This is a genomic window from Salinibacterium sp. NYA9b, from assembly GCF_976973725.1.
Window position 1 is genome coordinate 499,677 of sequence record NZ_OZ333476.1, and the last position, 11,895, is coordinate 511,571.

General features: G+C 61.6%; 8 protein-coding genes. All 8 read left to right on the forward strand.

Features of this window, described 5'->3' with window-relative positions:
- The first annotated feature begins 31 nt into the window (after positions 1-31).
- The 8 genes from ACWFSR_RS02440 (at position 32) to ACWFSR_RS02475 (ending at position 11,771) form a co-directional block, all read left to right on the forward strand.
- On the forward strand, positions 32-3,217 hold the full coding sequence (locus ACWFSR_RS02440) for an IPT/TIG domain-containing protein (RefSeq protein WP_447522980.1): 3,186 nt from the start codon (positions 32-34) through the stop codon (positions 3,215-3,217).
- Positions 3,218-3,500: 283 nt separating this feature from the next.
- On the forward strand, positions 3,501-5,699 hold the full coding sequence (locus tag ACWFSR_RS02445) for a DNA polymerase III subunit gamma and tau (protein WP_447522981.1): 2,199 nt from the start codon (positions 3,501-3,503) through the stop codon (positions 5,697-5,699).
- A gap of 3 nt (positions 5,700-5,702) precedes the next feature.
- A complete protein-coding gene (gene recR, locus ACWFSR_RS02450; protein WP_197107976.1) occupies positions 5,703-6,302 on the forward strand; it encodes a recombination mediator RecR in 600 nt (199 codons plus the stop codon).
- A gap of 93 nt (positions 6,303-6,395) precedes the next feature.
- Positions 6,396-7,661 (forward strand): aspartate kinase, encoded by a 1,266-nt coding sequence (locus tag ACWFSR_RS02455; protein WP_197110424.1) that lies wholly within the window; start codon positions 6,396-6,398, stop codon positions 7,659-7,661.
- Between the two features lie 73 nt (positions 7,662-7,734).
- Positions 7,735-8,799 (forward strand): aspartate-semialdehyde dehydrogenase, encoded by a 1,065-nt coding sequence (locus ACWFSR_RS02460; protein ID WP_197107972.1) that lies wholly within the window; start codon positions 7,735-7,737, stop codon positions 8,797-8,799.
- A 38-nt stretch (positions 8,800-8,837) separates the two neighbouring features.
- The gene (locus ACWFSR_RS02465; protein WP_447522982.1) at positions 8,838-9,527 is read left to right on the forward strand and encodes an SGNH/GDSL hydrolase family protein; all 690 of its coding nucleotides are present in this window, start codon (positions 8,838-8,840) and stop codon (positions 9,525-9,527) included.
- 76 nt (positions 9,528-9,603) lie between these two features.
- The gene (locus tag ACWFSR_RS02470; RefSeq protein ID WP_197107961.1) at positions 9,604-10,275 is read left to right on the forward strand and encodes an SGNH/GDSL hydrolase family protein; all 672 of its coding nucleotides are present in this window, start codon (positions 9,604-9,606) and stop codon (positions 10,273-10,275) included.
- 20 nt (positions 10,276-10,295) lie between these two features.
- Positions 10,296-11,771 (forward strand): malate:quinone oxidoreductase, encoded by a 1,476-nt coding sequence (locus ACWFSR_RS02475; protein WP_447522983.1) that lies wholly within the window; start codon positions 10,296-10,298, stop codon positions 11,769-11,771.
- Positions 11,772-11,895 lie beyond the last annotated feature (124 nt).

Genomic DNA, 11,895 nt, shown 5'->3' on the forward strand with positions numbered 1-11,895 from the left:
TGCACCGGTCTCGCGATCAGGGGGGGGCATTGTGGTTTTCAGGGAACCAATTTTTGGTACAGACAAACGCACGAGCGGTCAGGCGCGCACCATTCGCGCGAGCGTTGCTACGTTCGCCGCTGCGGGGCTTGTCACGCTCTCTGTCTTCTCTGCTGGCGCTCCGGCGCACGCGGTCGCGGGTGATGACTCCACCGCGGATGCGACTTTCTTGTCTGGGACGCTTCTTGCGGGACTCCTCCCCGCGCAGGTTGCTCTGCTCGGCGCATCAGCCGCGAGCAACGATGGAACCCAAGCTCTACAGACAGATACCTCCGGAGTCGGCGTGCTCGCGGCGGTCACTGCCACCGCTGGTGGAATCGGTGTGCCTATCGCCCTCGCCGATGCTGGGGTTCTCGGCACGTTTGCTCACGCCGCGGATGACGGTAGCTCAATCGCCGCAACAGGATTGGCTGATGTCTCGGGAGACATCGGGGCTTCCCTTTTCGATCTGACAGACCAACCGTCGTCTCTTTCCTTAGGGCTCGCCGAGGCTTTGGGAACCGATCTTGCGAACGAGCTGACGGCGCTCTCCCTCGAGGTTGGAGCAGCCAGCTCTCGGGCATCTGTCGCAGCTCCCGCCGCACCGGCAGGCTCCTACGAGATCGTGGGCGCCGAACTTCGACTCACCAGCGACACTGTTGCTGGAGTGAGCGCCACAGTAAACGGCCTGGCCTCGACGCTGTCCGGCGCTGTTGATGCTGTTGCTGGGCCCAGCGGCTCGCTAGTGAGCGGTGTCTCCGGCATCGCTCTCAGCACCCTCAGCAGCTTGGGCGTGCTCTCTGTGGGGGATACCTCAGCGAGTGTGACGCTCGACCTGCCGGCTGCGCTGGCTCCCGTGTACACACCGCTCACCTCCGACGCCGTCACAATCGACTTCGGCACGGGTGAGATCATCGTCGACTTGGCGGAGCTCAAAGGCGGTTCGCTGTCAGGACTGCCGGTGGACACCTCTGTTCTTACGTCCACCGAGCTCGCTGCAATTACAGCGTCGGTGACAACATTGGTCGGGCAATTTGCTGACAATGTCGAAGATGCCGTCACGGCGGCGCTCACGGCCGCCGAAGTGAGCATCACCGTCGAGTTGGGTCTCGACCTTGGAGCTGTCCTTGGTGTTGTATCGATTGTCGAGGTCACCGTTGATGGCACCCTCGGCGAAATTGCCACGTCCACGGCGACTATCGGGATTTCAGCGCTCTCTGGTCTCGTAAACATCTCCGCGCTCACGACCGCGATCGTCGGCGCAGCCATCGCACCGCTGGCTTCGGACCTCCTGGATCCAAGTACCACCGCACTCAAGGTGTTCATTGGTGGACTCCAGACCGGTGTCATCACACCAGTAGTGACGCTCCTGAACCCGGTGCTCGAAGCTCTTGACACGGTTCTCGCGCTCACCGTCAACAACCAGCAGTTGCTCGGTGTTGCACCAGCCCAAGAGTTCGTAGAAACTGCCCTTCGCGTAGGCCTGCTCGCACAGGGACCGGTAACTGAGCTTCTCCAACTGGATGTCGCACGCTCGGCCGTCGGCCCCAACAGTGTCGGGGTTAGCCCGACTATTACCGATGTTGACCCGACGAGCGGACCGGCTACCGGCGGCACAGCGGTCACCATCACCGGTACCGACTTCGGTGGCTCAACCGGCGTCACTTTCGATGGTGTTGCTGCCACAGATTTCGTCGTCGTGAGCGACACCGAGATCACTGTGACGAGTCCCGCGCATGCTGCGGGCACCGTAGACGTCATCATCCAACATCCGGCGGGTGCTTCGGATGCTGCCGAGTTCACCTACACGCCGGTACCTCTCGTCTCATCCCTGACACCAAACTTCGGCCCGATCGCGGGCGGCACGGTGGTGACCATCACTGGCTCTGAATTCACGGATGCCACGGGCGTCACGTTCGATGGGACTGGCGGCACGTCATTCACCGTCGATAGCGACACTCAGATCACCGTCACGAGCCCGGCGCATGCCCTAGGCGCTGTCGACCTGATTATCGAACGAGCAACCGGCGACTCTGCTCCCGAAACCTTCACATACCGCGGAGCACCGACGGTCTCAGGCTTGACGCCGAACGAAGGCCCACTCGCGGGCGGCACTGAAGTGACGATTACGGGTACCGGTTTCACGGGCTCCACGGGGGTTACCTTCGACGGGGCTGCCGGAACGTCGTTCACTGTGGTGAGCGACACCGAGATCACCGTCTCGAGCCCCGCGCACGCTGCAGAAACCATTGCGGTTGTCGTGCAGCATCCGATTGGAAATGCTGCTGCGGGTGACTTCACCTATACCGCTGCGCCCATCATCTTCTCGTTGTCGCCGAACATCGGCCCGGTCGCGGGCGGCACTGCCGTGACTATCACCGGCACGGGATTCACCGGGGCAACGGGCGTCACTTTTGACGGGGATGACGGAACGTCGTTCACTGTGGTGAGCGACACCGAGATCAGCGTTTCGACCCCGGCACACGTTATTGGCGCTGTTGACGTCATCGTGCAGAACACGCCATCCGATTCGTCGCCGGGCACTTTCAGCTACCAAGCCGCACCGACAGTGTCCTCGATCGCTCCCGATGAGGGCCCGCTGGCGGGCGGAACAGAAGTCACGATCACGGGCACCGGCTTCACCGGCGCAACGGGAGTGACCTTTGATGGGGATGACGGAACGTCGTTCACGGTCGTGAGCGATACCGAAATCACGGTGACCACACCTGCAGGTTCTGAAGGTGCAGCGGCTGTCGTAGTGCAGCATCCGATTGGCGATGTTGATGGCGGCGACTTCACCTACGTCGTTGCCCCCGTGGTCCTGTCGATGACGCCGCTGGTCGGTCCCGACGATGGCGGCACTCTGGTGACGCTTCGTGGAGCTGGATTCTCGGCCGCCACCGGTGCACGCTTCGGTGCTGTGTGGGGCTCCAACTTCACCGTTCTGAGTGACACAGTCGCCACCGTGATCACTCCGGAACACGAAGCGATGTGGGTTCCCGCGATGGTCGCGTCGGGTGCGCTGGAGGTCAGCACTCCTGGCTTCACCTTCGAACTCACGACGCTGGCGGCCGCGGATGACGGCCTCGCCTTCACCGGTTCGTCCGGCTACCTAGTTGCTTGGCTCGCTGTCGCCCTCATCGGTGCCGGCGGACTACTCATGATTTCTCGACGCCTCACCGGGCGCCATCGCGCGTGAATAGGGGCAGCAGCGCACTGGAGCGCTGCCGCCCGTTCACTCGCCTCGAGAGCTAAGTGCGTGCAGGGTTTTCCCACCCCCCGGGTGAGCCCTGCACGTCTATTCGGGTAACGCATGCCACGGATCAGGTGTGGCTGTGGTCGGTAACCAGCCGACCAGAGATGATTCGGAACCGGCGGCCGGGTAGTTTGGTCGATTTCGAATCACGTTGAGAAGAGCGTGAGCTGCGCGTGTTCGCTCAGCGCGCGTTGGGATCGTCAGCGGGCACGACTACGCTAGAGGCGTGGTTGCTGCCCTATATCGCCGATACCGGCCCGAGACTTTTGCTGAACTCATCGGCCAATCTCAAGTGACGGATCCGCTGCGCACAGCGTTGCGCACCGATCGGGTTAATCACGCGTATCTGTTTAGTGGTCCGCGGGGGTGTGGCAAGACGACATCCGCCCGTATTTTGGCGCGCTGCCTCAACTGTGCCGAGGGCCCGACCGACACTCCCTGTGGTGTGTGTGCGTCGTGTGTAGAGCTGTCACGTGATGGTGGCGGTTCGCTCGATGTTGTCGAGATTGACGCGGCAAGCCACAACGGTGTTGAGGATGCCCGTGACTTGCGCGAGCGCGCAGTGTTTGCCCCGGCCCGCGACCGTTTCAAGATTTTCATTCTCGACGAGGCGCACATGGTGACGCCTCAGGGCTTCAACGCGATGCTCAAGATTGTTGAAGAGCCGCCGGAGCACGTGAAGTTCATCTTCGCGACTACCGAGCCTGACAAGGTGATTGGCACGATTCGTTCGCGCACCCACCACTACCCCTTCCGTTTGGTTCCGCCTGCCCAGATGCTCGACTACGTTCAGCAGTTGTGTGAAAGCGAGAACGTCGAGGTGGAGCCAGGAGTGCTTCCGCTCGTTGTTCGTGCCGGTGGCGGTTCGGTGCGCGACACTCTCTCGCTGCTCGACCAACTCATCGCTGGTTCCGACACCGCCACGGTCGGTTACGAACGCGCCGTTGCGTTGCTGGGGTACACCCACGCTGAGCTACTCGACGAAGTGATTGATGCTCTCGGCACTGGCGACGCTGCCGCTGCGTTCTCGTCGGTCGACCGCGTCATCCAGACCGGTCAAGATCCGCGTCGTTTCGTCGAAGATCTTCTAGAGCGGATGCGCGACCTCATCGTTGTTGCGGCAACTGCAGACAACGCGGCCTCCGTGCTGCGCGGCATCCCGCAAGATCAACTTGAGCGCATGGCGCAGCAAGCCCACACGCTCGGCGCTGCTGAACTTTCGCGAGCGGCTGATGTCATCAACGCAGCGCTCTCCGAAATGACCGGTGCGACCTCGCCGCGGCTGCATCTCGAACTGATGATTGCGCGCATTTTGGTTCCCGCAAGCGATAACACGCAACGTGGTGCTCTGGCCCGGGTCGAGCGCCTCGAACGTCGTATTGGCATTGAGGGTGACGCACCCATCGCGGCTGCTCCCGCTGCGAGCGCGGCGCCGTCGCGTGCTGCGGCCCCTGCCTCTGCGGCTGCACCGGCTGAACGTCCCGGTGCGGAGGCTCCACGCGCGTCGGCACCTGAGACACCTGCCGCGACATCGGTGGCACCAGCAGCTGCGCCCGCAGCCGCTTCCTCGCCGCCCGTGCCCGCAGCATCCAACACGGGTCTCTCCGCCCCCGCTGCACCGCGCACGACGCCCGTGTCGATTCAGCAGGTGAGAGACGCCTGGCCCGAGATTCTCGATGTCGTCGAAAACCTCAAGCGCACCGCCTGGATGGTGGTATTCACTGCGAAGCCTCTCGAGCTGCGCGATGACAAGATTTTGGTGCTCTCGTTCCCCAGCCAACGTGACGTCGATGCTCTCAAGCAGCGCAGTGCTCCTGGCGAAGGAGTCGGCGACTATCTCAAGAAGGCCGTGGTGCACGTGCTCGGTTTCGAGCCCGCGTTCATCGCCAAGGTTGAGGGTGCGCCGTCAGCGCCGCCCGCAGGTCGTCCCGCCGCGGCGGCACCGCAGCAAGAATCGCGGATGCCCGCGCCCGAGATGTCGCCGGTACCTACGGCTCAGCCGCGCTCGCCGCAGCGCACCGTGCCCGCCGTTGATGAGGGCCCCGAGCCTGAGGAACCTGCGCCGGCCGAAGATCGTGAACCCGGGGGATGGGCTGTAGCGGCTATCCCTGAGTCCGAGCCAGAACCTGAAGGCGATCCTTCTGCAGCACGCGGTGGCGCTGCAGCACAACGCACTGCTAACGCGCAAGCGCAGCAAGCCCAGCAAACGGCGAAGAAGCCGACGGCCGACCGGCTGGCAGAAGCGGCAGCTGCTGCACCCCCAGCCCCGCCAGAATCAATGGCGAAAGCAGCGATGTCGGCAACGGCAGCGCAAATGGATCGTTCGCGTTATGGCGAATCCGTTGTGCGCGAACTGCTGAACGCAACCTTTATCGAAGAAGAGCAAGTGGCGCCTCGTGTGGTGCCGCAGCCGAGAGACGAGTAACCCGTGTACGACGGAATTGTTCAAGAACTGATCGACGAGCTCGGTCGGCTTCCCGGCATCGGGCCCAAGTCTGCTCAGCGCATCGCTTTCCACATTTTGCAGACCGAAAGTTTTGATGTTCGTCGGCTTGCAGAACTGCTCAACGACATCCGCGACAAAGTGCATTTTTGCGCCATTTGCGGCAACGTCACTGAGCACGACACGTGTTCAATTTGTCGGGATGCTCGGCGCTCGCCGGCCACGATTTGTGTGGTCGAAGAGGCGAAAGACGTCGTCGCTATCGAGCGCACTCGCGAATTCCACGGGCTGTATCATGTACTCGGTGGAGCTATCAGCCCCATCGATGGAATTGGTCCCGACCAGTTGCGCATCAAGCAGCTGTTGGGCCGGTTAGCTGACGGCGTCGTCACAGAAGTCATCATCGCGACCGACCCCAATCTCGAAGGTGAAGCAACCGCTACCTATCTCACGCGGCTTCTCGTTCAACCCAACCTTCGTATTTCGCGCCTCGCATCCGGGCTTCCGGTTGGCGGAGATTTGGAATATGCCGACGAGGTAACCCTCGGCCGTGCATTTGAAGGTCGTCGAACGATCGACAACTAGCGCTCCCGTAATGAACTGCGGCGGATGGTGCTGGCACCGTTAGACTCGCATTTTGGGCACCAGCTGCCCGATCAACCACGCTTCAGGAGAACAATGAGCCTCATCGTTCAGAAGTTCGGTGGCTCGTCCGTTGCCGACGCTGAGAGTATCAAGCGCGTCGCCAAGCGCATTGTCGAGACCCGCAAGGCCGGAAACGACGTTGTTGTCGTCGTCTCAGCCATGGGTGACACCACTGACGAACTCTTCGACCTCGCCGCACAAGTCGTGCCAGTGCCGACCGGCCGTGAGCTCGACATGCTGCTCACCGCAGGCGAACGAATTTCGATGGCGCTGCTCGCGATGGCCATCAAGAGTCTTGGCGTCGATGCCCGCAGCTACACCGGTAGCCAGGCCGGAATGGTCACGGATGCTCAACACGGTGCCGCGCGCATCGTGGAGGTTTCTCCTCGCCGCGTCAAAGAAGCCCTCGACGATGGCGCTATCGCGATCGTCGCAGGCTTCCAAGGATTCAACCGCGGTACCGGAGACATTACGACTCTCGGTCGCGGTGGCTCGGACACCACTGCGGTAGCCCTCGCCGCCGCCCTCGGCGCAGAGACGTGTGAAATTTATACCGACGTTGATGGCATTTTTACGGCTGATCCCCGCATCGTGAAGTCCGCGGGCAAGGTCGATGTCGTCACGAGCGAAGAGATGTTGGAGCTTGCTGCGGCAGGGGCCAAGGTTCTCGACGTGCGCGCAGTGGAATATGCGCGCCGACACGGGGTAACGATTCACGTGCGGTCGTCGTTCAATAACAAGACTGGCACGTTGGTAGTCAATCCGAAGGATGGAGAGAGCGTGGAAGAAGCAATCATCACAGGTGTTGCCTCCGATCTGAGCGAAGCGAAGATCACGGTGGTAGGAGTTCCTGACGTTCCAGGAAAGGCCGCACAGATCTTCACGATTGTGGCCACCGCTAATGCCAACATCGACATGATCGTTCAGAACGTTTCTGAGGCAGCCACGGGTCGCACCGACATCTCCTTCACTCTGAAGAAGTCGGATGCCGAAGATGTGCTCCGCGCGTTGACCTTCAATCAAGAAGAGGTTGGCTTCGAGTCGCTGCAGCACGATGACCAGATCGGAAAGCTCTCCGTGGTCGGCGGCGGCATGCGCACCAACGCTGGAGTGTCGGCTCGACTGTTCACGGCTCTGTTCGAGGCGGGCATCAACATGGAAATGATCTCCACGAGCGAGATTCGCATTTCTGTAGTGACGCGTGCGGATACGGTCGCCCAGGCGGTGCGTGTTGTGCACACCGCGTTCGGTCTCGATGGTGACGAAGAGGCTGTTGTTCATGCGGGCACAGGTCGCTAACCGCTCTTCGCGGTCTCAATCGTTAATTGTTCGGCGCTAGTGTGGCGAATACAAACTGTAGGTAGAGGTACTCATGAGTAACGCAGGCATCCGTATTGGTGTTGTTGGTGCAACGGGTCAGGTTGGCGCTGTTGTGCGTCGTCTGTTGGAAGAGCGTGATTTTCCGGTAGCGGAGATTCGCTACTTCGCGTCCGCTCGCAGTGCCGGAACGACGTTGCCGTTCAAGGGTGAGCAGATCACCGTTGAAGATGCGTCTGTTGCTGATCCCACGGGCCTTGACGTTGCCATTTTCTCGGCCGGTGCCACCACGTCGCTGGCGCAGGCTCCGCGTTTTGCTGCGGCTGGCGTTACTGTGATCGATAACTCGTCGGGCTGGCGCATGGACCCTGAGGTTCCGCTGGTCGTCAGCGAGGTCAATCCGCACGCGATTGACCAGGCCGTTAAGGGCATCATTGCGAACCCAAACTGCACGACGATGGCAGCGATGCCGGTGTTGAAGGTTCTGGATGCCGAAGCCGGTCTTGAGCGCTTGATCGTGAGCACTTACCAGGCTGTGTCTGGCGCAGGCCTTGCCGGTGGCGAAGAGCTACTCGAGCAGGCTGCTGCTGCGGTCGCCCAAAACACGATGGGACTCGTGGAAGATGGCGCGGCCGTCACGATGCCGGCCCCGAACAAGTTCCCCAAGAACATTGCGTTCAACGTTGTTCCGTTTGCGGGCAACATTGTCGATGATGGACTCAACGAGACCGACGAAGAGAAGAAGCTGCGCAACGAGAGCCGCAAGATTCTCGAACTGCCCGGCCTGCTGGTCAGTGGCACGTGCGTTCGCGTCCCAGTCTTCACCGGTCATTCGCTGTCGATCAACGCCGAATTCGCTAAGCCCTTGAGCCCCGAGCGCGCGAAGGAATTGCTGGCGGATGCTCCGGGTGTCAGCCTGAGCGACATCCCGACGCCTCTCGACGCTGCCGGCGCCGACCCCAGCTTTGTGGGTCGCATCCGCACGGATGAGGGCGTGCCGAACGGTCGCGGCCTCGCGCTGTTCATCAGCAATGACAACCTCCGCAAGGGTGCCGCTCTCAATGCGGTGCAGATCGCGGAGCTCGTTGCCGCGAAGCTTCTCGCGAAGGCATCGGTTTAGCGGGCACGCATTACTGCCCGCCGCTCCGAACTTCCCGTATGACCTTTGGTTCCGCAGCCCGCACGATCATTGCGATGATCGCGGTCTCCGTCACGGTGGGTCTTGCGGGGTGCGCGACGAGCGCGTCCTCGACGGAGCCTCTCGTCGTGGCGGCGGCTGATTCCGATGCTCTCCGGGTCGCTTTCTACGGCGACTCGTACACACGGGGAACAGGAGCATCAGCGGAGCAACTGCGCTGGTCGACGCTTCTCAGCAGCCAGCAGGGCTGGAGCGAGTTCAACCCGAGCGTGAGCGGTCTTGGGTTCATGCGCAACCGCACGGAGTTCGGCGACGGCGACCTTCCTGACCTCATTATTTCGGACGACCCCGACGTCGTCATCGTCACGATGGGGCTCAACGACAACTTCGCCTATGACGCCTATGCCGACGAGCTGCCCGGCCAGATCCTGAGTGATTTCGAGCGACTCGTGACGCAGCTTCCGGATGCCCAGATCATTGTCGTTGAACCGTTCTGGTACAAAACCCAGCGCCCCGCTTCGGTCGGCGTGATCATTTCGTGGGTGCGCGACGCTGCGGCTGAGGCCGGCGCCGATTACATCTCGGGGGCGTCTTATTGGCTCACGGGGCATCCGGAGTGGATGTCCGACGACAACCTGCATCCCAACGATGCGGGTCATGCGGCGATCGCAACCCAGATGGATCTCGCCCTTCGCGACCTAGGGCGCTAGCTCTCGTGAACCGCCCATGTTCTCCCGCGCTCTAAGCCACAGCAACCGTTTAGGCCGCCCGCGCCGAACTCCTTCCATGAAGTTCGATTCAGTAGCCCGCATTATCGCGACGACCGTTGTGGTTGCAGCAGCCCTCAGCCTCTCTGCCTGCAGCTCCGAGGAGCCCGCAACCGAACGCGACCCCAACGACGTTCGCGTCGCTTTCTATGGTGACTCCTACACTCTCGGCACCGGAGCGTCGGCATCCGAGAACCGGTGGTCGACGGTGATCAGCCAGCAGCGCGGGTGGAGCGAGTTCAATCCGAGCGAAAACGGGCTCGGCTTTATCAACAACCGCAGCACGTTCGGTGATGGCGACCTGCCGAGCCTGATCATCGCGGATGCCCCAGACATCGTGATCGTGACGATGGGCCTCAACGACAACTTCAGCTTCGATGCCCGCGCCAGCGACATCCGCACTCAAATCTCAGCGGATTTCGACCGGCTGACAACCGCGCTTCCGGATGCCCGCTTCATTGTTGTTGAGCCGTTCTGGTACACGGATGAACGACCAGAGTCGGTGGAAACGATCATCGGCTGGGTTGAGGCTGCGGCATCCGACATCGGTGCTGACTACATTCCGGGAGCCTCGCACTGGATCGAAGGTCACCCCGAGTGGATGGCCAGCGACGGCTTGCATCCCAACGATGAGGGTTACGCCGCGCTGGCGACAGAGATGGATCAGGCTCTTCGCACTGTGGGTCTCTAACAGAAGGCTAAAGTGGAGTTGTGAAGAAAACCGTCGACGTCGCGCTTATCGGCGGCGGAATTATGAGTGCCACCCTCGGAACGCTGTTGAAGCAATTGCAGCCTGACTGGGAGATCCAGATTTTCGAACGCTTGGGCGATCTTGCCCTGGAGAGTTCGAATCCGTGGAACAACGCTGGCACCGGACATTCCGCGCTGTGCGAGCTCAATTACACCCCGCAAAAGAGCGATGGCTCTATCGAGATTTCGAGTGCGGTGAAAGTCAACGAGCAGTTCCAGGTGTCACGTCAGTTCTGGTCGTACCTCGTCGACGAGGGAGCGTTGCCCGAACCCGAGTCGTTCATCAACGCGACCCCGCACATGAGCTTCGTGTGGGGCGAGACGAACGTTGAGTACCTTCGCAAGCGTTTCGAAGCGCTCAAGGATCACCCGCTCTTCGCGGGCATGGAATACAGCGAAGACCCTGCCGTCATTCACGGCTGGGCGCCGCTCATGATGCCAGGTCGCCTCAAGTCAGAGCCCGTAGCCGCAACCCATATTGCTTCAGGCACGGACGTCGACTTTGGCGCGCTCTCGCACTATCTCGTCAACAACCTCGTGGAGTCGGGCGCTGAGCTCAACACGGGCATCCTGGTCACGAACCTCACGAAACAGCGCGACGGCCTCTGGAAGCTCAAGCTTCGTCACGACATCGGCGGCACTCCTGTCGAGCCTGTGACCGCACGTTTCGTCTTCGTGGGTGCTGGCGGTTACGCTCTCAACCTTCTGCAGAAGTCAGGCATCAAAGAGATCCGTGGCTTCGGCGGGTTCCCCGTCAGTGGCGAGTTCCTCCGCACAGACAACCCTGAGCTCGTGGCCGCCCACAGCGCCAAGGTCTACGGCAAGGCCGCTGTTGGTTCGCCGCCCATGTCGGTTCCTCACCTCGACCTTCGTGTCGTGGAGGGGGAGGGCAGTCTCATGTTCGGCCCCTACGCCGGATTCAGCCCCAAGTTCTTGAAGACCGGTTCAGTTCTCGACCTCTTTGCCTCCATCCGCTGGCACAACGTGCTCCCGATGGTCGCCGCCGGGCTCAGCAACCTTTCTCTCGTCAAGTACTTGGTTGGGCAGCTGATGGCGAGCCCCGAGACCAAGTTCGAAGAGCTCAAGGCATTCGTGCCCAATGCCAAGCCAGAAGATTGGTACAGCATTACGGCTGGGCAGCGCGTGCAGGTCATGAAGAAAGACCCGAAGAAGATCGGTGTCTTGCAGTTCGGCACCGAGGTTGTGTCCTCCGCCGATGGCAGCATTGCTGGCCTGCTCGGAGCATCGCCGGGAGCCTCCACGGCCGTTCCGATCATGCTCGGTCTGGTGGAGAAGTGCTTCCCGGAGCGCATGGATGAGTGGCGTCCGAAGATCGAGAAGATGATCCCGACGTTCGGTCAGCAGCTTGCTGACTCGCCCGAACTGGCGCGGGAGACGATCACGCGCACGGCGACGGCGCTTCACATCAACCCGTAGGCAGCCCGCACGAACTGTTTGTCCCCCGTTTAGTGGGCCATTGGCCTCAACTGTACCCCGCACGCGGGGTACAGTTCGTACCCCGAATGCTGCCATACTGGAGCTTGTGCATTCACGGCGCGAC

Coding starts and splice junctions, on each gene's coding strand:
- ACWFSR_RS02465 (WP_447522982.1), top strand. CDS start 8,838: ATGACCTTTGGTTCCGCAGCCCGCACGATCATTGCGATGATCGCGGTC.
- ACWFSR_RS02470 (WP_197107961.1), top strand. CDS start 9,604: ATGAAGTTCGATTCAGTAGCCCGCATTATCGCGACGACCGTTGTGGTT.
- ACWFSR_RS02455 (WP_197110424.1), top strand. CDS start 6,396: ATGAGCCTCATCGTTCAGAAGTTCGGTGGCTCGTCCGTTGCCGACGCT.
- ACWFSR_RS02460 (WP_197107972.1), top strand. CDS start 7,735: ATGAGTAACGCAGGCATCCGTATTGGTGTTGTTGGTGCAACGGGTCAG.